At 73.8% G+C, this 22133-nt stretch carries 19 protein-coding genes; 9 read left to right on the top strand and 10 right to left on the bottom strand.

Annotated elements, in window-relative coordinates:
• Positions 1 to 2198 (bottom strand): homocysteine S-methyltransferase family protein (locus AB0E83_RS20955; RefSeq protein WP_362113729.1); only part of this gene is annotated, 2198 nt, incomplete at its 3' end.
• A 257-nt stretch (positions 2199 to 2455) separates the two neighbouring features.
• On the opposite strand from AB0E83_RS20955, the gene AB0E83_RS20950 reads away from it, so the two are divergent.
• The 5 genes from AB0E83_RS20950 (at position 2456) to AB0E83_RS20930 (ending at position 8733) form a co-directional block, all read left to right on the top strand.
• Positions 2456 to 3220 (top strand): IclR family transcriptional regulator, encoded by a 765-nt coding sequence (locus AB0E83_RS20950; RefSeq protein WP_362113726.1) that lies wholly within the window; start codon positions 2456 to 2458, stop codon positions 3218 to 3220.
• Positions 3221 to 3497: 277 nt separating this feature from the next.
• Positions 3498 to 4256, top strand: coding sequence for an MIP/aquaporin family protein (locus AB0E83_RS20945; protein WP_362113723.1), 759 nt, complete (start codon positions 3498 to 3500; stop codon positions 4254 to 4256).
• 59 nt (positions 4257 to 4315) lie between these two features.
• Positions 4316 to 5842 (top strand): glycerol kinase GlpK, encoded by a 1527-nt coding sequence (gene glpK, locus AB0E83_RS20940; protein WP_362113720.1) that lies wholly within the window; start codon positions 4316 to 4318, stop codon positions 5840 to 5842.
• 16 nt (positions 5843 to 5858) lie between these two features.
• Positions 5859 to 7466: a glycerol-3-phosphate dehydrogenase/oxidase gene (locus AB0E83_RS20935; RefSeq protein ID WP_362113717.1), complete on the top strand. Its 1608-nt coding sequence runs from the start codon at positions 5859 to 5861 to the stop codon at positions 7464 to 7466.
• 229 nt (positions 7467 to 7695) lie between these two features.
• The gene (locus AB0E83_RS20930) at positions 7696 to 8733 is read left to right on the top strand and encodes a PAC2 family protein (protein WP_362113714.1); all 1038 of its coding nucleotides are present in this window, start codon (positions 7696 to 7698) and stop codon (positions 8731 to 8733) included.
• Positions 8734 to 8820: 87 nt separating this feature from the next.
• Here the strand turns inward: AB0E83_RS20930 and AB0E83_RS20925 are convergent, their stop codons facing one another.
• The 5 genes from AB0E83_RS20925 to AB0E83_RS20905 form a co-directional block, all read right to left on the bottom strand.
• Positions 8821 to 9792 (bottom strand): superoxide dismutase, encoded by a 972-nt coding sequence (locus AB0E83_RS20925; RefSeq protein ID WP_362113711.1) that lies wholly within the window; start codon positions 9790 to 9792, stop codon positions 8821 to 8823.
• Between the two features lie 158 nt (positions 9793 to 9950).
• On the bottom strand, positions 9951 to 11180 hold the full coding sequence (gene mshC / locus AB0E83_RS20920; protein ID WP_362113708.1) for a cysteine--1-D-myo-inosityl 2-amino-2-deoxy-alpha-D-glucopyranoside ligase: 1230 nt from the start codon (positions 11178 to 11180) through the stop codon (positions 9951 to 9953).
• A 174-nt stretch (positions 11181 to 11354) separates the two neighbouring features.
• Positions 11355 to 12161, bottom strand: coding sequence for an SCO1664 family protein (locus AB0E83_RS20915; protein WP_362113705.1), 807 nt, complete (start codon positions 12159 to 12161; stop codon positions 11355 to 11357).
• Positions 12158 to 12748 (bottom strand): DUF3090 domain-containing protein, encoded by a 591-nt coding sequence (locus tag AB0E83_RS20910; RefSeq protein WP_362113702.1) that lies wholly within the window; start codon positions 12746 to 12748, stop codon positions 12158 to 12160. The genes AB0E83_RS20915 and AB0E83_RS20910 overlap by 4 nt, the downstream gene beginning before the upstream one ends.
• A gap of 67 nt (positions 12749 to 12815) precedes the next feature.
• Positions 12816 to 13505, bottom strand: coding sequence for a histidine phosphatase family protein (locus AB0E83_RS20905; protein ID WP_362113699.1), 690 nt, complete (start codon positions 13503 to 13505; stop codon positions 12816 to 12818).
• A gap of 117 nt (positions 13506 to 13622) precedes the next feature.
• Here AB0E83_RS20905 and corA point away from each other — a divergent pair, with 117 nt between their 5' ends.
• Positions 13623 to 14615, top strand: coding sequence for a magnesium/cobalt transporter CorA (corA, locus tag AB0E83_RS20900; protein WP_362113735.1), 993 nt, complete (start codon positions 13623 to 13625; stop codon positions 14613 to 14615).
• Between the two features lie 37 nt (positions 14616 to 14652).
• Here the strand turns inward: corA and AB0E83_RS20895 are convergent, their stop codons facing one another.
• Positions 14653 to 15438: a ferritin-like domain-containing protein gene (locus tag AB0E83_RS20895; RefSeq protein WP_362113696.1), complete on the bottom strand. Its 786-nt coding sequence runs from the start codon at positions 15436 to 15438 to the stop codon at positions 14653 to 14655.
• 310 nt (positions 15439 to 15748) lie between these two features.
• Complete coding sequence (locus AB0E83_RS20890; protein WP_362113693.1) at positions 15749 to 16798, bottom strand: LLM class F420-dependent oxidoreductase; 1050 nt, start codon at positions 16796 to 16798, stop codon at positions 15749 to 15751.
• A gap of 152 nt (positions 16799 to 16950) precedes the next feature.
• Between AB0E83_RS20890 and AB0E83_RS20885 the strand changes: the two genes are divergently transcribed.
• Together AB0E83_RS20885 and AB0E83_RS20880 are read left to right on the top strand one after the other, a co-directional pair.
• Positions 16951 to 17928: an aldo/keto reductase gene (locus AB0E83_RS20885; RefSeq protein WP_362113690.1), complete on the top strand. Its 978-nt coding sequence runs from the start codon at positions 16951 to 16953 to the stop codon at positions 17926 to 17928.
• On the top strand, positions 17925 to 20120 hold the full coding sequence (locus AB0E83_RS20880) for an ATP-dependent RecD-like DNA helicase (RefSeq protein WP_362113687.1): 2196 nt from the start codon (positions 17925 to 17927) through the stop codon (positions 20118 to 20120). The genes AB0E83_RS20885 and AB0E83_RS20880 overlap by 4 nt, the downstream gene beginning before the upstream one ends.
• A gap of 76 nt (positions 20121 to 20196) precedes the next feature.
• Here the strand turns inward: AB0E83_RS20880 and AB0E83_RS20875 are convergent, their stop codons facing one another.
• Positions 20197 to 20853 carry a hypothetical protein gene (locus tag AB0E83_RS20875; RefSeq protein ID WP_362113684.1) on the bottom strand — a complete coding sequence of 219 codons (657 nt, stop codon included), beginning with the start codon at positions 20851 to 20853 and terminating at the stop codon, positions 20197 to 20199.
• Positions 20854 to 20900: 47 nt separating this feature from the next.
• Between AB0E83_RS20875 and AB0E83_RS20870 the strand changes: the two genes are divergently transcribed.
• Complete coding sequence (locus AB0E83_RS20870; RefSeq protein WP_282693716.1) at positions 20901 to 21089, top strand: DUF5703 family protein; 189 nt, start codon at positions 20901 to 20903, stop codon at positions 21087 to 21089.
• A 55-nt stretch (positions 21090 to 21144) separates the two neighbouring features.
• Here AB0E83_RS20870 and AB0E83_RS20865 read toward each other — a convergent pair whose 3' ends face one another.
• Complete coding sequence (locus AB0E83_RS20865) at positions 21145 to 21993, bottom strand: chaplin (RefSeq protein WP_362113681.1); 849 nt, start codon at positions 21991 to 21993, stop codon at positions 21145 to 21147.
• Positions 21994 to 22133: the final 140 nt, after the last annotated feature.

The following is a 22133-nucleotide window of genomic DNA, read 5'->3' as shown; positions in this document are numbered from 1 at the left end:
GCGTCGGACTTCTCCATGTGCGGTTCCAGGTAGGCCACCGCGGTCTTCATGACCTCGGCGGACTGGAGCACGAACGGCAGCTGCATCTGCCCGGACCCGAACAGCTCGCCGACGGTCTTCATGCCGTCGAGGAGGGTGTTGTTGACGATGTCGAGGGCCGGAGTGGTGGCCAGGGCCTCGTCGAGGTCGGCCTCCAGGCCGTTCTTCTCGCCGTCGACGATCCGCCGCTTGAGGCGCTCCTCCAGCGGCAGCGCGGCCAGCTCCTCGGCCTTGCCGGCCTTGAGGGACTTGGCGGTGGCGCCCTCGAAGAGGGCCATCAGCTTCTGCAGCGGGTCGTAGCCCTCGGCGCGCCGGTCGTAGATCAGGTCGAGGGCGGTGGTGACCTGCTCCTCGTCGAAGCGGGCGATGGGGAGGATCTTGGAGGCGTGGACGATGGCCGAGTCCAGGCCGGCCTTGACGCACTCGTCGAGGAAGACAGAGTTGAGCAGGATGCGGGCGGCCGGGTTGAGGCCGAAGGAGATGTTCGACAGGCCCAGCGTCGTCTGCACGTCCGGGTGGCGGCGCTTGAGCTCCCGGATGGCCTCGATCGTCGCGATGCCGTCCTTGCGGGACTCCTCCTGCCCGGTGCAAATGGTGAAGGTGAGGGTGTCGATGAGGATGTCGGACTCGTGGATGCCCCAGTTGCCGGTGAGGTCGTCGATGATCCGCTCGGCGATCTCGACCTTCTTCTCGGCGGTGCGGGCCTGGCCCTCCTCGTCGATGGTCAGCGCGATGAGCGCGGCGCCGTGCTCCTGGGCGAGGCGGGTGACCTTGGCGAAGCGGGAGTCGGGCCCGTCGCCGTCCTCGTAGTTGACGGAGTTGATGACCGCGCGGCCGCCGAGCTTCTCCAGGCCGGCCCGGATGACCTCGACCTCGGTGGAGTCGAGGACGATCGGGAGCGTCGACGCGGTGGCGAACCGCCCCGCCAGCTCCTCCATGTCGGCGACGCCGTCCCGGCCCACGTAGTCGACGCACAGGTCGAGCATGTGCGCGCCCTCGCGGATCTGGTCCCGGGCCATCTCCACGCAGTCGTCCCAGCGCCCGTCGAGCATGGCCTCGCGGAACTTCTTCGACCCGTTGGCGTTCGTCCGCTCGCCGATGGCGAGGTACGAGGTGTCCTGCCGGAAGGGGACGGTCTGGTAGAGCGAGGCGGCGCCGGGCTCGGGGCGCGGGTCGCGCGGGGCGGGCGTGAGGTCGCGGACGCGCTCGACGACCTGGCGCAGGTGCTCGGGGGTCGTGCCGCAGCAGCCGCCGACGAGGGAGAGGCCGTAGTCGCGGACGAAGGCCTCCTGGGCGTCGGCCAGCTCGGCCGGGCTCAGGGGGTAGTGGGCGCCGTCGGAGGTGAGGACGGGCAGGCCCGCGTTGGGCATCACCGAGAGCGGGACGCGGGAGTGGCGGGCGAGGTAGCGCAGGTGCTCGCTCATCTCGGCCGGGCCGGTGGCGCAGTTCAGGCCGATCATGTCGATGCCGAGCGGCTCCAGGGCCGTCAGGGCGGCCCCGATCTCGGAGCCCAGCAGCATGGTGCCGGTGGTCTCGACGGTGACGGAGACGATCAGCGGCACGTCGGCGCCGAGCGCTTCGAGGGCGCGGCGGGCGCCGATCACGGACGCCTTGGTCTGGAGGAGGTCCTGGGTGGTCTCGACGATGAGCGCGTCGGCGCCGCCGGTGAGGAGGCCCTCGGCGTTCTGCTGGTAGGCGTCGCGCAGGACGGTGTACGGGGCGTGGCCGAGGGTCGGCAGCTTGGTGCCGGGGCCGATGGAGCCGAGGACCCAGCGCTGGCGGCCGTCGGCGGCGGTGAACTCGTCGGCGACCTCGCGGGCGACGCGGGCGCCGGCCTCGGACAGCTCGTGGACGCGGTGGGCGATGTCGTACTCCCCCAGGGCCGCGTGGTTGGCGCCGAAGGTGTTGGTCTCGACGCAGTCGACGCCGGCGGCGAAGTACTCGCGGTGGACGGAGGCGACGATGTCCGGCCGGGTGAGGCTGAGGATCTCGTTGCAGCCCTCCAGGTTCTGGAAGTCCTCCAGAGTGGGCTCCTGGGCCTGGAGCATGGTGCCCATGGCTCCGTCGGCGACGACCACGCGGCTGGCGAGGGCTTCGCGGAGGGCGGCGGCGCGGGTCCGGCTGTCGGCGGAGACGGAAGGGGTCGGCGACGAGGCCATGAAGGAGCTCCCTGGGATGCGACGGCTGTCGGCTTTGCACCCTGGGCGCAGGGTGCACGGGCCCAGCGTAACCATGGTTCGACCGGGGCGGACACGGCGTCCCACGTGGCGGACGGCATCCTGTGTGCGAGGACTCCCGGTACGGCCCCTTCTTCGACGACACTGTCAGGTGCGAGGCAAGGTCGGCATCGACCGATAGTGTTCAGCATTGTCGAACAGCGATATGTGTGCGGTACGTGAGGGAGAAGGGCCGGGCGATGGCGAAGAACATCCAGTCGCTTGAACGGGCGGCGGCCATGCTGCGACTGCTCGCGGGCGGCGAGCGCCGGCTCGGCCTGTCCGACATCGCGTCCTCGCTGGGGCTGGCCAAGGGCACGGCCCACGGGATCCTGCGCACCCTCCAGGCGGAGGGCTTCGTGGAGCAGGACGCGGCCTCGGGCCGGTACCAGCTGGGGGCCGAGCTGCTGCGGCTCGGCAACAGCTATCTGGACGTGCACGAGCTGCGGGCGCGGGCGCTGGTGTGGACGGACGACCTGGCGCGGTCCAGCGGGGAGAGCGTGCACCTGGGGGTGCTGCACCAGCAGGGCGTGCTGATCGTCCACCACGTCTTCCGGCCGGACGACAGCCGCCAGGTGCTGGAGGTGGGGGCGATGCAGCCGCTGCACTCCACGGCGCTGGGCAAGGTGCTGTCGGCCTACGACCCGGTGGCGCACAGCGAGGCCGTGGAGGTGGAGCGCAAGCCCTTCACGCCGCGCACGGTCACGGGCCTGGAGGACTTCGAGTCGCTGCTCGACATGACGCGGGCGCGCGGCTGGGCGGCGGACGTGGAGGAGACCTGGGAGGGCGTGGCCTCGGTGGCGGCGCCGATCCACGACCGGCGCCGGATGCCGGTGGGCGCGGTGGCGGTCACCGGGGCGGTGGAGCGGGTCTGCCCGGCCGGGGAGCTGCGCCCGGAGCTGGTGGCGGCGGTGCGGGACTGCGCCCGGGCGGTCTCCCGGGACCTGGGGGCGGGCCGCTTCTGAGCCCGCGCCGCGGCGGCCGGTGAGTCGGTCCGCACGGAGAGCGAACCCGTCGGTAACGATCGCGTTATCGGCGGGTTTTTCGCTTCCCAGACCCTTGACGCGCTGTTAACCCCGGGGCAAAACTTCCGTTCATCGGTCGACATTGTCGAACACCTACCGGCAATACGCGTTAGAGTGTGGCAGTGCCAAGGGCCGTGGACGCCCTCACACGAGGGCGCGGACCACCGGGGCGGACCGGGGTCCGCCATCCCCTGGACGAAGGACAAAGGAGTCGCGGGTGTCCAGCTCCGACATCTTCCTCGGCGAGACCATCGGTACCGCCGTACTCATTCTTCTCGGCGGCGGCGTGTGCGCCGCCGTGACGCTCAAGAGCTCCAAGGCCCGCGGGGCGGGCTGGCTCGCGATCACCTTCGGGTGGGGCTTCGCCGTCATGACGGCCGTCTACATGACGGCTTCCCTCTCCGGCGCCCATCTGAACCCCGCCGTCACGGTCGGCATCGCCGTCAAGGACGGCGCGTGGGGCGACGTGCCGGTCTACTTCGCCGGCCAGCTGCTCGGCGCCATGATCGGCGCGGCGCTCGTCTGGATCGCCTACCACGGCCAGTTCCGGGCCCACCTCACCGACCCGGAGACCGTCGGCGACAAGCCGGTCGAGGGCCCCGGTCCGGTGCTCGGCATCTTCTCCACCGGCCCCGAGATCCGGAACACCTGGCAGAACCTCGCCACCGAGGTCATCGGCACCGTCGTGCTCGTCCTCGCCGTGCTCACCCAGGGCCTCAACGACAGCGGCAAGGGCCTCGGCGTCCTCGGCGCCCTGATCACGGCCTTCGTCGTGGTCTCCATCGGCCTCTCGCTCGGCGGCCCGACCGGTTACGCGATCAACCCGGCGCGCGACCTCGGCCCCCGCATCGTGCACGCCCTGCTCCCGCTGCCGAACAAGGGCGGCTCCGACTGGGGCTACGCCTGGATCCCGGTCGCCGGTCCGCTGATCGGTGGAGCCCTCGCCGCGGGTATCTACAACCTCGCGTTCGCCTGAGCCGTACGAGTACAGCAGAGCCCCGAGCCGTCCTTCCCAGACTTCCCCAGGAGCACACCGTGACCGACGCCCACACCGCCGGCCCGTTCATCGCCGCCATCGACCAGGGCACCACCTCGTCCCGCTGCATCGTCTTCGACAAGGACGGCCGGATCGTCTCGGTCGACCAGAAGGAGCACGAGCAGATCTTCCCGAAGCCGGGCTGGGTCGAGCACGACGCCACCGAGATCTGGACCAACGTCCAGGAGGTCGTCGCCGGCGCCATCGTCAAGGCCGGCATCACCGCCGCCGACGTCAAGGCCATCGGCATCACCAACCAGCGCGAGACCACGCTGATGTGGGACAAGAACACCGGCGAGCCCGTCCACAACGCGCTCGTCTGGCAGGACACCCGCACCGACGCCCTCTGCAAGGAGCTCGGCCGCAACGTCGGCCAGGACCGCTTCCGCCGCGAGACCGGCCTCCCGCTCGCCTCCTACTTCTCCGGCCCCAAGGTCCGCTGGCTCCTCGACAACGTCGAGGGCCTGCGCGAGCGCGCCGAGCGCGGCGAGATCCTCTTCGGCACCATGGACTCCTGGGTCATCTGGAACCTCACCGGCGGCACCGAGGGCGGCGTCCACGTCACCGACGTCACCAACGCCTCCCGCACCATGCTGATGAACCTGCACGAGATGGCCTGGGACGAGCGCATCCTGCACTCGATGGACATCCCGGCCGCCGTGCTCCCCGAGATCCGCTCCTCCGCCGAGGTGTACGGCACGGTCAAGGGCGGCGTCCTCGACGGCGTCCCGGTCGCCTCCGCGCTCGGCGACCAGCAGGCCGCCCTCTTCGGCCAGACCTGCTTCGCCGAGGGCGAGGCCAAGTCCACGTACGGCACCGGCACCTTCATGCTGATGAACACCGGTGACAAGATCATCAACTCCTACAGCGGCCTGCTGACCACCGTCGGCTACCAGATCGGCGACAAGAAGCCGGTCTACGCCCTGGAGGGCTCCATCGCCGTCACCGGCTCGCTCGTCCAGTGGATGCGCGACCAGATGGGCCTGATCAAGTCTGCCGCCGAGATCGAGACCCTGGCCTCCTCCGTCGAGGACAACGGCGGCGCCTACTTCGTGCCCGCCTTCTCCGGCCTCTTCGCCCCGTACTGGCGCTCCGACGCCCGCGGCGTGATCGCCGGCCTCACCCGGTACGTCACCAAGGCGCACATCGCCCGTGCCGTCCTGGAGGCCACCGCCTGGCAGACCCGCGAGATCACCGACGCCATGACCAAGGACTCCGGCGTCGAGCTGACCGCGCTCAAGGTCGACGGCGGCATGACCTCCAACAACCTGCTGATGCAGACCCTCTCGGACTTCCTGGACGCCCCCGTGGTGCGCCCCATGGTCGCCGAGACCACCTGCCTCGGTGCCGCCTACGCCGCCGGCCTCGCCGTCGGCTTCTGGCCGGACACCGACGCGCTGCGCGCCAACTGGCGCCGTGCCGCGGAGTGGACCCCGCGCATGGACGCCGACAAGCGCGACGGCGAGTACAAGAACTGGCTCAAGGCCGTGGAGCGCTCCATGGGCTGGCTCGAAGAAGAGAAGTGACGAGGAGTAGACCGAGATGACCACCCCGCAGACCGTTCCCGCCCTCGGAACGCACCCGGCCGCCGGCTCGCTTCCGACCCGCGCCGAGACCAGAGAGCAGCTTGCCAAGGCGACGTACGACCTCCTGGTGATCGGCGGCGGCATCCTGGGCATCTCCACCGCCTGGCACGCCGCGCAGGCCGGTCTGCGGGTGGCCCTGGTGGACGCCGGCGACTTCGCCGGCGCCACCTCCTCGGCCTCCTCCAAGCTCCTCCACGGCGGCCTGCGCTACCTGCAGACCGGCGCCGTGAAGCTCGTCGCCGAGAACCACTTCGAGCGGCGCGCCGTCTCCCGGCAGGTCGCCCCCCACCTGTCCAACCCGCTCACCTTCTACCTGCCCGTCTACAAGGGCGGCCCGCACGGCGCCGCCAAACTGGGCGCCGGCGTCTTCGCGTACTCCGCGCTCTCCGCCTTCGGCGACGGCGTCGGCCACCTCCTCTCCCCCGCCAAGGCGGCCCAGGACGTGCCCGAGCTGCGCACCGACAACCTCAAGGCCGTCGCCGTCTACGGCGACGACCAGATGAACGACGCCCGCATGGCGCTCATGACGGTCCGCGCGGCCGTCGACTCCGGCGCCGTCGTCCTCAACCACGCCGAGGTCACCGGGCTCCGCTTCACCAAGGGCCGGGTCACCGGCGCCGAGCTGAGGGACCGCATGTCCGGCGACGAGTTCGGCGTGACCGCGCGGCTCGTCCTCAACGCCACCGGCCCGTGGGTCGACCACCTGCGCCGGATGGAGGACCCCAACGCGGCCCCCTCCATCCGCCTCTCCAAGGGCGCCCACCTGGTCCTCAAGCGGACCGCGCCGTGGAAGGCCGCGCTGGCCACCCCGATCGACAAGTACCGGATCACCTTCGCCCTCCCCTGGGAGGACATGCTCCTGCTCGGCACCACCGACGAGGAGTACGAGGGCGACCCGGGCGAGGTCGCGGTCAACGACAAGGACATCGCCCAGATCCTGGACGAGGCCGCCTTCTCCATCCGCGACCAGCAGCTCGACCGCTCCCTCATCACCTACGCCTTCGCCGGCCTGCGGGTGCTCCCGGGCGGTCCCGGCGACACCTCCAAGGCCAAGCGCGAGACGGTCGTCACCGAGGGCCGCGGCGGGATGCTGTCGGTCGCCGGCGGCAAGTGGACCACCTTCCGCCACATCGGCCGCACCATCATGAAGAAGCTGGAGGCCCTTCCGGGCCACCCGCTGGGCGAGGACTACGAGCCGGTGTCCACGCTCCCCAAGCGGCTGCCGCTGCCGGGCATCGCCAACCCCAACGCGGTCGCCCACCGGCTGCTCGTCGACGGCCCGGCGCCCGGCCCGCGGATGGCCGCCGACACCGCCAAGCACCTGGCCACGCACTACGGTTCGCTCTCCTTCGACATCGCCCGGATGGCGAACGAGAACCCCGAACTGGCCCGCCGGATCCACCCCGACGCGCCGGAGATCTGGGCGCAGGTCGCCTACGCCCGCGACCACGAGTGGGCCGAGACGGCCGACGACGTGCTGCGCCGCCGCACCACCCTGACCATCCGCGGTCTCGCCACCGACGAGATCCGCGCCGGGGTCGACGCGATGCTGCGCGCGAAGTAGCCGCCACGAGCCGAGGGGCGGTCTTCTCCGGGGAGGGAGGAGGCCGCCCCTCTTCGCGCGTCCGGCCCCCCGCACGCGCGCGTGCCGGAGCCCCGTGTGCGGGGCCCCGTTCGTGGGTAGTCGATCAAGGCCGCACGGGTTTTCGGGCGCGCCCGAGGGCTGCGGCCGGGCGACCGGAAAGCCGTAAGGTTGGTCCGTACGACACGAACTTCGAAGAAGGAGGCACTGGGTGATCGAGCTCGAGGGGGTTCCCGAGCTGATCGACCCGGTCATGGTGGCCGCGTTCGAGGGCTGGAACGACGCCGGCGACGCCGCCTCCACCGCGGTCGCTCATCTGGACCGGGAATGGAAGGGCGAGGTCTTCGCGGCGCTCGACGCCGAGGACTACTACGACTTCCAGGTCAACCGTCCGACGGTGTTCCTGGAGAACGGCGTCCGGAAGATCACCTGGCCCACGACCCGGCTCTCCGTGGTCCGGATCGGCGGCGACAAGCCGCGCGACCTGGTCCTGGTGCGCGGCATCGAGCCCTCGATGCGCTGGCGCTCCTTCTGCAACGAGCTGCTGGGCTTCGCCCACGAGCTCGGCGTGGAGATGGTGGTGATCCTCGGCGCGCTGCTCGGCGACACCCCGCACACCCGTCCGGTGCCGGTCAGCGGCGTCACCTCCGACCCGGACCTGGCGCGGACGATGGACCTGGAGGAGACCCGGTACGAGGGCCCGACGGGGATCGTCGGCATCCTCCAGGAGGCGTGCACCCACGCGGGCGTGCCGGCCGTGAGCCTGTGGGCCGCGGTGCCGCACTACGTGTCGCAGCCGCCGAACCCGAAGGCGACGCTGGCGCTGCTGAACCGGCTGGAGGACCTGATCGGGCTGCGGATCCCGCTGGGCGAGCTGCCCGAGGACGCGCGCGCGTGGCAGGTGGGCGTGGACCAGCTGGCGGCGGAGGACAGCGAGGTCGCCGAGTACGTGCAGACGCTGGAGGAGGCCCGGGACACCGCGGAGCTCCCGGAGGCGTCGGGCGAGGCGATCGCCCGCGAGTTCGAGCGCTATCTGCGGCGGCGCGAGCCGGGCCCCAACCCGGGCGCCGGTCCGGGGGTGGCGACGGAGAGCGGGGACACCTCGTACCTGCGGGATCCGGGCAGCGGCCGGACCCGTCCGCCGAAGCCGGAGCGGACCGGCCGGCAGCCCGAGGAGCCCGAGCGGCCGGAGGAGGCCGACGGGGACGCCGGGGGTACCGAGGGCGCCGGGGACGGCGACGAGGAGTGAGGAGTGCGGGAGGGGCGGCGCGACCGCCCCTCCCGCTTCCGTCCCGGGTCCTTCTCGCTTCCGTCCCGAACCCGGACCGCTTCCGGCTCAGGCCCGGGCGACGGCGACGGCCTCGTACTCCGTGGTGGGCGTCGGGTCGACGTCGAAGCGGGCGTTGGGCAGGTAGATCCGGTCTCCCCAGGCGGCCGCCGTGGTGGGGATCCGGAAGCGCGGGTCGGTGATCCGGGCCACGGGCGTGCCGCGGGTGCCCGCCGCGTCCAGCCGGACCACGTTCACCTCGTTGGACGCCTGCTGGACGACGTACAGGTGCCGGCCGAGGAGGAGCAGTCCGTCGCCGTTGGGGATCTTCAGTCCGCCGAGGTCGACGGCGGTCGCGGCGCCGGTCGCGGGCTCGACCCGCATCAGGGTGCCGCCGTCGGCGATCGTGTTGACCACGAGGAGGGCGCGGCCGTCCGGGGTGCGCTCGATGCCGTTGGCGGTGAAGTCCGCGCCCTGGACCCAGTCGCCGCCCAGCGGCACGACGGCGGGGTCGCCCACCGGGTCGCCGGCCCGGTCGAGCGCCAGCCGGTAGAGCTGCGGCCGGTAGGAGTCGGTGAACCAGGCGGCGCCGGGGGTGAGGACCACGTCGTTGACCATGACGCTCTCGGCGAGGTCGTAGGAGCGCAGCGGGGCGCCCGAGCGGGCGTCGACGACGCGGATGGCGCGGCCCCAGCCGCCGGCGAGGAAGAGCCGCCGTTCGGCGCGGTCGATCTTGAGGCCGACGGTCGGGTGGCCGTCCCCGGGCCCGGTGGAGAGCAGCCGGCCCCGTCCGGTGGCCAGGCTCGCGCGGTAGACGTCGCCGTTGCCGAGCGAGCCGAAGTACGCGTACGGGCTGTGGCCGATCGCGATGCCCTCGGGCCGGAAGCCGGCGGGCAGCGGGAGGGCGGTGGGCCACCGGCCGGGCGCGGCGGCGGCGTGGGCGGTGCCGCCGAGCGGGCCGAGGAGCGCCGCGGCGCCGGTGGCCGCGGCGGAGACGAGCAGGTTCCGGCGGGTGACGGAGCGGTGCGTCGAGCGGGGCATGAGCGTCCTCTCGTACGGAGAATCGGTCCGCCCTCACCTCACCACAACTCGGCGCCGCTGCCTGCTGATCGACGCGATCCGCTTGTGCGGACGGGCCGCCCCGCGGAGCCCCTGGGGGGGGGTTCCGCGGGACGGCCCGGAGACGGCCGCGGGGCGCCCTAGAGGGCGACGCCGAGGAGCGCGTCGACCGTGCGGGAGACGAGGCCGGGGGCGGACTCGTCGGTGCCGCCGTCCGCCTCCTGGCGGGCGGCCCAGCGGTCGACCGCGGCGAGCGCGGCCGGGGCGTCGAGGTCGTCGGCGAGCGCCTCGCGGACCTCCTCTACGAGGGCGTCGGCGGACGGGCCGTCGGGGCGGGAGACCGCGGCGCGCCAGCGGTCGAGGCGGGCGACGGCGTCGGCGAGGACCTGGTCGGTCCACTCCCAGTCGGCGCGGTAGTGGTGGGCGAGGAGGGCGAGCCGGATGGCGGCCGGGTCGACGCCCTCGCGGCGGAGCGCGGAGACGAAGACCAGGTTGCCCTTGGACTTCGACATCTTCTCGCCGTGCAGGGCGACCATGCCGGCGTGCACGTACGCCTTGGCCATGGGGAACTCGCCGGTGAGGGCCTGGGCGTGCGAGGCGCCCATCTCGTGGTGCGGGAAGATCAGGTCGGAGCCGCCGCCCTGCACGTCGAAGCCCATGCCGAGGTGGTCGAGGGCGATGGCGACGCACTCGATGTGCCAGCCGGGGCGGCCGGGGCCGAGGCTGCCGCCGTCCCAGCTGGGCTCGCCCTCGCGGGCGGCCATCCACAGCATCGGGTCGAGCGGGTTCTTCTTGCCGGGGCGGTCGGGGTCGCCGCCGCGCTCGGCGGACAGGTGCCGCATCAGTTCGGTGTCGTAGTGCGAGACCTCGCCGAAGCGCGGGTCGGCCTCGACCGAGAAGTAGACGTCGCCGTCGAGCTCGTAGGCGGCGCCGGAGTCCCGGAGCCGCTCGACCAGGGGGACGATGGAGGGTATCGACTCCACCGCGCCGACGTAGTGGCGCGGGGGCAGCATCCGCAGGGCGGTCATGTCCTCGCGGAAGAGGGAGGTCTCGCGCTCGGCGAGGGCGGTCCAGTCGATGTCGTCACGGAGAGCGCGCTCCAGGAGCGGGTCGTCCACGTCCGTGACGTTCTGGACGTAGTGCACCTGCCGCTTGGTGTCGAGCCACACGCGCTGCACGAGGTCGAACGCGTTGTAGGTCGCCGCGTGACCCATGTGGGTCGCGTCGTAGGGCGTGATGCCGCAGACGTAGATACGGGCGACGGGGCCGGGGGCGAGGGTCACTCGTCCGCCGGTCGCGGTGTCGTGGATCCGGAGGTCGCGGCCCTTGCCGGGAAGGGCGGGGACCTCGGAAGCGGGCCAGGCATGCATGCCCCGAGCGTAACCGGACAGCTCTTTCGGATACGAACCGGATCCGGAATCTTGTCCGATCATGCGCTCTTGCGGGTGAGCGGCGTCTGTGCATACCCCCCAGGGGTCCGGGACCCCGCTCGGCCCCTGGCCGAAAACATATGGCTCCCGGCCCGACGGACCGGAGAGCCCCGCCTAGACCGGCGGCCAGGGGATCGCGGGCCACTGCCCGGAGGGCTCCGGGTGGAGACCGGAGGCGAGCAGCGCCGCCACCCGTTCCCGTACGGCGGACACCTCGGCGGCCGTGAGCAGTTCCCCCAGCCGGGTGGCAAGGGGCGCTCCGGGCGCCAGCGCCCCGGAGAGCGCCGTGAGGACGGCGGTCGCCTCCGCGGGCAGCTCCTGGCCCGCCCAGCCCCACAGCAGGGTGCGCAGCTTGTCCTCGACGTGGAAGGAGACGCCGTGGTCGATGCCGTAGAGCCGGCCGCCGGGGGCGGGCAGCAGGTGCCCGCCCTTGCGGTCGCCGTTGTTCATCACCGCGTCGAGGACGGCGAGCCGGCGCAGTTCGGGCGTGTCGGCGTGGACCAGGAGCGCGGTGCGGCCCTCCCCCACCTCGGCGGGGCCGATCGCCTTCCAGCCGTCGCCGGCCTCCTCGTCCTCGGTGAGGGCGAGCAGCCGGGCCTCCGGGTCGGCCTCGATCCAGAGCTGGACCATGCCCTCGCCGTACGGGCCGTCCCGCAGCACCGTCGGCGGGACCAGGCCCCAGCCGGTGGCCTCGGAGAGCTCGTACGCGGCGACCTCGCGCTCGGCGAGGGTGCCGTCCGGGAAGTCCCACAGGGGGCGCTCCCCCGCGACCGGCTTGTAGACGCAGGCGGCCTCCCGGCCCTCGTACGCGACCGTGCAGTAGAGCACCGCGTTGGAGGCCTCGCGGAGCCGCCCCCGCACGGTCAGCTCACCGCGGGCGAGCAGCTCGGTGTCCGGCAGGAGATCGGGGCTGCTGCTCATGCTCCGCGGCGGTATCCGTTCTGGCGGGGGCAGACGTGGCCCTCCGGGTCCAGCGGGAGGCTGCACAGCGGGCACGGCGGCCGGCCGGCGTTGACCACGTCCAGGGCCCGCTTGGCGAAGGCGCGGGCCTGGGCGCCGCTGAGCCGGACGCGGAGCATCGGCGGACCGTTCTCCTCGTCCTGGAGCAGCCGCTCCTCGGCGGCGGCGAGGTCCTCCTCGGACTCCACGTCGAGTTCGACGAGGGCCTGGGCCTCGACGATCATGCGCTGCTCCTCGCCGTCCCAGGCGAGCGCCATGGTGCCGACCCGGAACTCCTCCTCGACGGGGGTGTCGAGGGGCGCCGTGTCGGCGGCGTCGGCGGGGGCGACGGCGGGGACCGGGGCGTTGCCCCCGGTGCGGCGCAGCACCTCGTCCAGGAGTTCGTCGATGCGCTCGGCGAGGGCGGCGACCTGGGTCTTCTCCAGGGCGACGCTGGTCACCCGGCCGGCCGCGGACGCCTGGAGGAAGAACGTCCGGCGGCCAGGCAGCCCGACCGTGCCGGCCACGAAACGCTCCGGTGGGTCGTAGAGGAACACCTGACGGGACACTCTCCCGGCTCCCTTGACTGTCGACTGTCGTGCTACGGCGGCGAGTCCACCCTACTGCGCGGGGGTATCACGGTGCGCCCGCACCACCCCCGACCTCGGCCGCCCCACTGGTGTCCGGGGTCTCCCGGGGGGCCAGGGCGGCGAGGTCGCCGGTGTCGCCGAGGCGGACCAGGAAGGGCCGCAGCCGGGTGTAGCGGATCACGGTGAGCGAGCAGGGGTCGACGTGGATCCGCTGGAAGAGGTCCAGGTGGAGGCCGAGGGCGTCGGCGACCAGGGACTTGATGATGTCGCCGTGGGAGCACATGGCGTAGACGGCGTCCTCGCCGTGCTCGGCCTCGATCCGGGCGTTCCAGTCGCGGACCGCCTCGACGGCCCTGGCCTGCATGGCGCGCATGGACTCGCCGCCGGGGAAGGCGGCGGCGGAGGCGTGCGCCTGGACGACCTCCATGAGCGGCTCGTCGTTCAGCTCGCTGAGCTTGCGGCCGGACCAGTCGCCGTAGTCGCACTCGTTGATCCGCTCCTCGACGTGGAGCGGGAGGTCCGGGCGGGCCTCCAGGAGCGGCCGGAGGGTCTCGCGGCAGCGCTGGAGCGGGCTGGAGACGGCGGCGGCGAGCGGGACCCCGGCCAGCCGGCCGGGCAGGGCGGCTGCCTGGGCGGCACCGCGCTCGTCGAGCGCCACGCCCGGCGTGCGCCCGGCGAGCAGCCCGGAGGTGTTGGCGGTGGAGCGTCCGTGCCGGACGAGGATCAGCGTGGCCATGTCGGCCAGCCTACGGTGCACGCGCGCGTACGGGGCGGTCCGGTGGACGGTCCGCACGGGTGTGGAGCGGCGGGCCCGGGGTACGCGCGGGTGCGGGGGCGGGACGACGGAGGGAGAATACGGCGCGTGATCGTCGACTCAGCCCTGTACCGCGACGGACGCCGGACGGAAGGTCCCGGCGACCTCTCGCGGGCCCTGGCCGAGGCGCGGACCACGGGCGACGCCTTCCTGTGGGTGGGGCTCCACGAACCCACGGCGGCCGAGTTCGACCACGTGGCCTCGGAGTTCGTCCTGCACCCGCTGGCGGTCGAGGACGCCCTGAAGGCCCATCAGCGGCCGAAGCTGGAGGTCTACGACGACTCCCTCTTCGTGGTGCTCAAGCCGGTGCTCTACGAGCCGGAGAGCGACCGGGTCTCCACCGGGGAGCTGATGCTCTTCCTCGGCGACTCCTTCGTGGTGACGGTCCGGCACGGCGAGGGCGCTCCCCTGGCGGCGGTGCGCAAGCGCCTGGAGACCCAGCCGGAGGTGCTGCGGCAGGGTCCGACGGCGGTGCTCTACGCGGTGAGCGACGCGGTGGTGGACCACTACCTGGACGTGGCGGGCGAGCTCCAGGTGGACCTGGAGGAGCTGGAGGCCGACGTCTTCGCGCCGGGCGGGACGGGCAGCGCGAACACGGCGGAGCGGATCTACACGGCGAAGCGGCAGGTGCTGGAGTTCCGCCGGGCGACGGGGCCGCTGGCGGGTCCGATGGCCCGGCTGACGGCGGGCACGGTGCCGTTCGTGGACGAGGAGTCGCAGCCCTTCTTCCGGGACGTCACCGACCACCTGCTGCGGGCCAACGAGCAGGTCGAGGGGTTGGACCGGCTGCTGTCGGACGTGCTGTCGGCGCACCTCGCGCAGATGGGGGTGCGGCAGAACGACGACATGCGGAAGATCTCGGCCTGGGCGGCGATGGCCGCCGTCCCGACGATGGTGGCGGGGATCTACGGCATGAACTTCGACCACATGCCGGAGCTGCACTGGACCTGGTCGTACCCGGCGGTGATCGCGCTGATGGCGGGGGTCGAGATGGGCCTGTACCGCCTGTTCAAGCGGCGCGACTGGCTCTGAGCCGGCCGCGCCGCGGGCGGGGGCGGTCCCGGACGGGTCAGAAGGCGGGGGCGGGGGTCGCGGGGCCGCCGAGGGCGTCGAGCCGTTCGGGCATCCGCAGGTCGATCATCCGGTGCCAGCCGGCCGCGCGCTCGTACGCGTACATGCCGTGGACGCCGGCGGCGAGGGCCGCGTTCTTCGCCCTGGACCAGCCCAGGATGCGGCCCATGTGGCGCATCACGGCGAGGCTGACGTCGCGGTAGACCTGGATCTCGGCGAGCGCCGACGCGCGCAGGGTGCGCTGGATGAGCCGGCCGTGGCCGGCCCGGGCGAGCCGCAGCAGCTCCTCGTGGCAGTAGGCGAGGTGGTTGGCCTCGTCGTCGTCGATCATGTGGATGGCCCTGCCGAGCTCCGGGTGGTCGCCGAAGTACGTGACGAGCATGTCCATCTGGTCGGCCGCCCGCTGCTCGGTGACCCGGCTGTGCGCGAGGTAGACGATGACGTCCTCCTCGGTGAGGGGCTCGTCGCGGCGCAGCTTGTCGTGGGCGAGGCCGATGCCGCGCCGCTCCAGCAGCATCGTGTAGTCGGTCTCCGGCGGCACCGGGACGGGTTCGAGGCCGCGCTTGCGCAGCAGGGCGTTGAAGATCCGGCCGTGCTTGTCCTCGTCGGCGCCGTGCCGGGTGATCTTCGGGGTGAGCTCCCGCATGCCGGGGGCGACGAGGGCGGCGATCCGGGCGTTCTCCCAGCCGCCCTGCGCCTCGCCGCTGGCGGCGATCGAGCAGAAGAGCTGGAAGGCCTCGTCGTCGTCGATGATTTCCTGGAACAGGCTCTTGGCCGTGAGCATCGCTGCCACCTCCATGCGGACGTCCGCACTCCGCGCGTCCGGGGAGACCGAGTCAAGTGCGGTCCGGGGCGGCGGGCAACAGGAGGGCGCGCGGGTATCGGCCGAAAGAGTGAGGCCCGGGGCCGTAACCGGGGGCGTGCCGGCGCGTTGAAAGGCATGACGGCCGTGGCGGGGAAGACCCCCGAGCCCCCACCACGGCCGCAGGCCCCCTCACTTCTCGACGGCGACGCCCGCACCGTTCCGCCCCTGGGCCCCACGGGCTTCGGCCGCCCGCGCCGGGTTCCGGCGCGAGCACGCCCCCGGCCGCCGGTTACGCCAGGCCCGCCCGCTCCAGGGCGTCGACGCCGGCGCGCAGGGCGGCGAGGCGCTCGTCTAGGGTGAAGCCCGCCGGGGCGAGCGTCAGGGTGGTGACGCCGGCCTCCGCGTAGGCGGTCATGCGGTCCGCGATCCGGTCCACGGTGCCGAGCAGGGCGGTCTGGTCGATGAGGGCGCGGGGCACGGCGGCCGCGGCGCCCTCCTTGTCGCCGGCCAGGTACTTGTCCTGGATCTCGGCGGCCTCCTTCTCGTACCCCATGCGCCGGGCGAGCTGGTTGTAGAAGTTCTGGTCGCGGCTGCCCATGCCGCCCACGTAGAGGGCGGTGTAGGGGCGGAAGACGTCGGCGAGGGCGTCGACGTCCTCGCCGAGGGCGAGCGGCAGCGTCGGGCAGACGTCGAAGCCGTCCATGGTCAGGCCGGCCTTCTCGCGGCCCGCCCGGAGGTGGCGCAGGGCGGTCTCCTCCAGGTGCTCGGCGGAGGGGAAGATCAGCAGGGCGCCGTCGGCGATCTCGCCGGTCTGCTCCAGGTTCTTCGGACCGATCGCGGCGATGTACAGCGGGATGTGCTCGCGCTGCGGGTGGACGGTCAGCTTGATCGGCTTGCCGGGGCCGCCGGGCAGCGGCAGCGTCCAGTGCTCGCCGTCGTGGGTGAGGCGCTCGCGGGACATCGCCTTGCGGACGATCTCCACGTACTCGCGGGTGCGGGCCAGCGGCTTGTCGAACTTCACGCCGTACCAGCCCTCGGAGACCTGCGGGCCGGAGACGCCGAGGCCGAGGCGGAAACGGCCGCCGGAGAGCGAGTCCAGGGTGGCGGCGGTCATCGCCGTCATGGCGGGCTGACGGGCCGGGATCTGCATGATCGCCGAGCCGACGTCGATCCGGTCCGTCTTCGCGGCGACCCAGGAGAGCACGGTCGGCGCGTCCGAGCCGTACGCCTCCGCCGCCCAGCAGACGTCGTAGCCGAGGCGGTCGGCCTCCTGGGCGACGGCCAGGTTGTCGCCGTCCATGCCGGCGCCCCAGTAGCCGAGGTTGATGCCGAGCCGCATTTCCACGCACCCCTTACCCATCGGTAACGTCTCTCGGGCGGACTCTAGCGCGCGCTCCCCCGATCCGTCAGGAGCCGGGCGCCGCGCCGTCGTCCACAGGTTCCGTCCACAGGGTCTCCGCGCCCGCTGCCCCGGCCAGTAAGGTCCCGACCATGGAGCAGAGGCATCTCGGACGTACCGGCCTGCGCGTCTCGCGCATCGGGCTCGGCACGCTCACCTGGGGGCGGGACACCGACGAGCACGACGCCGGCGAACAGCTGAGGGCGTTCTGGGACGCGGGCGGCACGCTCGTGGACACCGCCGACGTGTACGGCGGCGGCGAGGCGGAGTATCTGCTCGGGCGGCTCATGGAGCGGCTCGTGCCCCGGCGGGACCTGATCCTGTCGACCAAGGCCGGCAGCGTCCCGGACCCGGACCGGCGCACCGACGGATCGCGCGGCCACCTCCTCGCCGCCCTCGACGCCTCCCTCGCCCGGCTCGGCACGGACCACGTGGACCTGTGGCAGCTGCACGCCTACGACCCGTACACGCCGCTGGAGGAGTCGCTCCAGGCGCTCGACATCGCCGTGCGCAGCGGCCGGGCGCGCTACGCGGGCGTGGCGAACTTCTGCGGCTGGCAGCTCGCCAAGGCCGGCACCTGGCAGCTGGCCGGCGACCGGACCCGGCTCGCCGGCGCCCAGCTGGAGTACTCGCTGCTCCAGCGGGGCGTCGAGAGGGAGGTGCTGCCCGCCGCGATCGACCTCGGCATAGGTCTGCTGCCGTCCTCCCCGCTGGGCCGCGGGGTGCTGACCGGCAAGTACCGGAGCGGCACCCCGGCCGACTCCCGGGGCGCCTCGGAGGCGCTGGCGCCGTTCGTGGAGCCGTACCTCGACGAGGCCGCGAGCCGGATCGTGGAGGCGGTCAGCACCGCCGCCGACGGGCTGGCCACCAGCCCCCTGCACGTGGCGCTCGCCTGGGTGCGCGACCGGCCCGGGGTCACCGCCCCGATCGTCGGCGCGCGCACGGCGCGCCAGCTCACGGCGGCGCTGTCGGTGGAGGGCCTTAGTCTTCCTGACGAGATCTGCCGGGCTTTGGACGATGTGTCCGCGCCCGTGCACCGTTATCCGGATCACGACTGGAGCACCTTGTGACCGAGCCTGCCGGGGAGACCGCGCCCGAGGCACCCGAGGACGTGGCCCACGAGGACGGGGCGCCGTCCGCCGAGCCGGAGGCGGCGACCGCCGCGCCGGGGGACGGGACGGCCGCCGACGAGACCGCCGGCGAGGGCGGCGAGGGCGGTGCGGCCTCGGAGGAGGCGGCGCCGGAGCTGAGCGAGGCGCAGGCCGAGCTGGCGGCCCAGCGGGAGCTGCGGGCCAGGATCGAGGCGCGGAAGGCCGAGAAGGCCGGTCCCGTGGCGAGCGGGGCGAAGCTGAGCGGCGCCGCCGCCGACCTGCTCGCCGCCGTACGGGCCGTGGAGGGCGGTTCCGCGTCCGGCGACGCCTTCTTCGCGCCGGCGCCCGAGCCGCCCCGGCCCGCCCACGCGGCCCCGCCGGTCCACCCGGCTCCCCCGGACCGGTCCGCCCCGTCCGGGGCGCCCGCCGTCCGTCCGCCCGTCCCGGCGCCCGCCGCCGCGCCCGTGCCCACGGCCGGGGCCCTGGCCGGGGTCCGCGAGGTGCTGGCCCGCGGCGGCGCTCCCGAGGCGCTGGCCGGACCGGCCGCCGCCGCGCTCGGCGAGCGGGCCGCCGAGGCCCTGGCCGAGGACCCGTGGCGGCTGCTGGCCGTCGCCGGGGTGCGGCCGGAGCAGGCCGACGGCTTCGCGCGGGCGCTGCTCGGCGGGGCCTGCGGCCCGGACGACCCGCGCCGCGCGGTCGCCCTGACCGTGTGGCTGCTGGACCGGGCCGCCCTCCAGGGCCACACCGCGCTCACCGCCGACGAGGTGCGGGCCGGGCTCGCCCGGCACGGGGTCCCCGACCCGGAGAAGGCCGTCGGGACGGCGGTCTCCGAGGGCGCCGTCCTCCTCTTCCAGGAGGAGGACGCGGAGGAGCCCCTGGAGGACGGGGAGCCGGAGGAGGACGGAGGGGGCCGCCCGGCGGAGGCCGGGCCGGCGGAGCCCCCGCTGCTCGGTCTCGACCGGTACGCGCTGGCCGAGGAGAGCCTCGCCGACGGTCTGGCCCGGCTGGCGCGCACGGTCACCGCCGAGGAGTGGGACGGCGGCGAGCTGGAGCGGGCCGTCGGCGGCCACGGTCTGGTGCTGCACACCGGCGGCGAGGCCGCCCGCGCCGAGCCCGTGGCCCTGGCCGCCGCCGCGCGGGAGCGCGGGCTGCGCGTCCTGGTCACCGTGCACGACCCGGAGCGGCCGGGCGAGGAGGAGCGCGCCGCCGGGACGGTGGTGCCGCTCGCCGCGCTGCTCTCCGGGACGGCCGGACCGGGCCGTGACGAGGACGGCTCCCTCGCCCTGGACCTGCTGGTGGTGCTCGACGCCCCCCAGCTGGACGTGGAGACGGGCGCGATGCTCGTCGAGGCCCTCCCCGACGGCTGCCGGCTGGTCCTCAGCGGCGATCCCGAGGTGCTCGGGGCGGCCGGCCCGGGCGCGGTGTTCGCGGACGCGCTCGCGGCCCGCGTCTGCCCCCGGGTGGCCTCCCGCCGGCCCGACCCGGGCCCCTTGGGCGAGCTGGTCTCGGGGATCGGCGTCGGCGAGCTGAACCAGGTCGAGGCCCCCGGCAAGGAGGTCGTGATCGTCCCGGTGCGGGACGCGGGCGAGGCCGTGCACCGCACGGTCCAGCTGGTCGCGGACTCGGTGCCGCGCGCCTTCGGGCTGACTGCCGAGCAGACCCGGGTGATCACGGTCGGCCACGGCGGCTCGGCCGGGACCCGCGCGCTGAACGCGGCGCTGAAGCAGCGGCTGAACCCGGGGCCGGGCCGCTTCGGGGGCTACGACCCGGGCGACCGGGTGGCGTACGCGCCGGTGCCCGGCCGGACGGTGGGGGCCACGGTCCTGGGGGCCGACGCCGAGGGCCTGCGGCTGCGCACCCCGGACGGCGAGGTCGTCGTGGCGAAGGAGCGGGTGGAGTCGGTGCTGCGGCACGGCTGGGCGCTGACCGCGCACCAGGCGGCCGGCGGCCGGTGGCCGGCGGTGGTCGTGGTGCTGCCGGGCGACGCGGCGCCGGGGCTGAGCCGGCCGTGGGTCTACACGGCCTTCGGCCGGGCGGAGCGCCACCTGTCGGTGGTGCACGGGGTGGACCAGGCGCTGCCGCGGGCGGTGGCCGAGGTCCTCGCCCCGGCCCGGACGACCCGGCTGCGGCCGCTCCTGGTGGGCCTGCTGGCCGCCCCCGACGAGGAGTAGGACCACCGGAGAGCGCCGGAGGGCCGGGACACCACGTGCGGGCGTCCCGGCCCTCCAGCGTCCTCCCCGGTACGCGTCAGCGGCCGCCGCCCCGCCCGCCGCCCGTCTCCGCGGCCCCGGCGGCCCGGTCGTCGTCCTCGTCGTCGTCGAAGACGGAGCTGATGTCGAAGCGGCAGACGATCCGCTCCGGGTCGGCCTGCTCGAAGGGGGCGGCCAGCCACTCCCCCGGCTCCGGGAGGTCCCCGGCGGCGGTGACCCAGAGCGTGGAGTCGCCCTCCTCCAGGCCGAACTCCTTGTGCCGGGAGGCGATCTCGTCGGGCTCGTACTCCCCGAAGAGGACCCCCAGCGCGGCGGCGGTGGAGCGGGGCCCGTCCTCGTCGTGGTCGAGGTCGGCGACGCGCCGGGCCTGGGCCACCAGCCGGCGCGGTTCCGCCACGGCGTAGTCGCGGCGGATCAGCACGCTGAGGGCGTGTGGTTCGTCAGGTCCCGCGTAGGGCGGCAGCCCGTCGTCGGCCCCCGGGATCTCGAAGGGGGTCACCTCGTCGTAGCGGTCGTAGAGGAGTTCGTCATAGGTCTCGGCGGCCGCGGCGAGGGCGTTGAACGCCTCGTACACCGCCGTGTCGTCGTCACCCGTGCGGCGTTCGACCGCCGCGAGGTGACGGTCCAGTGCGGTCTTGACCGCCTCTGCGGCGGCACGTACCTCGGCAGCGGTGGGCTGCGCAGCATCAGACATGGGACAGACGCTATCCGTACCGGGCCGGTGCCCGCACAATAGATGCGATGCCGGAATACGAATTTGTCGACGTGTACGTGCCGCGCGGCCTCTCCCGCAAGGAGACCGCGCGGCTTCTGACCGACCATGCCGAGTACGGACACTGGGAGTTGGACCGACTCACCCTGCGCCGGGACGGCAGTCGCAGAGTGCGGCTGAAGCGGCGGATCATCCGTCAGCTCCGCGCGACCTGGTGACGGACGCGAAAGGGGCCCCGCGGTGCGGGGCCCCTTCGCGTTCCGGCCGGCCGGCTCAGGCGCCGCGGCGGGAGCGCCGGTAGACCAGCGAGCCCGCGAGCAGCATCCCCGCGGCGGCCGGCACGATCACGCCGAGCGGCGCGGACGAGCCGGTCTCGGCGAGCTCGTCCGGAGCGGCCGGCGGCGGGGTGAGCTGCGGCCCCGGCTGGTTCGAACCGCCTCCGGGGCCGGGCGGCACACCGGGCGTGCCCGGCGTGCCGGGAGTACCGGGGGTACCCGGCGTACCAGGGGTGCCGGGGGTCCCCGGGGTTCCCGGCGTACCGGGCGTACCGGGGGTGCCGGGCGTGCCCGGGGTCCCCGGCGTACCGGGCGTGCCCGGGGTGCCGGGGGTCTCCGGGGTCTCGCCGTAGCCGCCCGGCTCCTCGCCATAGCCGCCCGGCTCCTCGCCGTAACCGCCGGGCTCCTCGCCGTAGCCCGTGTCGGGGTTCTCGCTCTGGGCGCAGTCGTTGCCGGTGGCGGCGTTGCCGAGGCCGATGCCCGTGACGCTGTTGCCGCACACGTTCACCGGGACCTCGACCGGCACCACGACGGTGTTGCCGGAGGCGACGCCCGGGGAGTCGCTCGCGTGCGCGGTGCCGGACGCGCCGGGACCGGCCTGTGCGGGGATGTTCGCGCAGGAGTTGCCCATCGCCGGGTTGAGCACCCCGACGACGTCGACGGTGTTGCCGCAGGCGTTGACCGGGGCGTGGACCGGGACCTGCACGGTGTTCCCGGACGCGACGCCGGGTGAGTTCGCGGCCCTGCCGTTCGCGGCGGAATCCGCCTGGGCGAGGCCGCCGCCGAGCGCGAAGACGCCTCCGGCCGCCGCGACGGTGATGATGCTCTTGCGCGTGACCTGTCGCATAGCTTGCTTACCTGCCTTCTCGGCATTCGCCTGATCGGCTTGGAAGAGAGGGCCACCGGGCCCGTGCCCGGGGCCGAATCGCCACCGGCCCCGGAGTGCATGGCACGCACTCCGGGGCCGGACCGGCTCACCCCCTCAGG

Source organism: Streptomyces sp. NPDC035033 (assembly GCF_040636735.1).
Taxonomy (GTDB): domain Bacteria; phylum Actinomycetota; class Actinomycetes; order Streptomycetales; family Streptomycetaceae; genus Streptomyces.
This window is presented reverse-complemented; position numbering and strand designations above follow the sequence as displayed.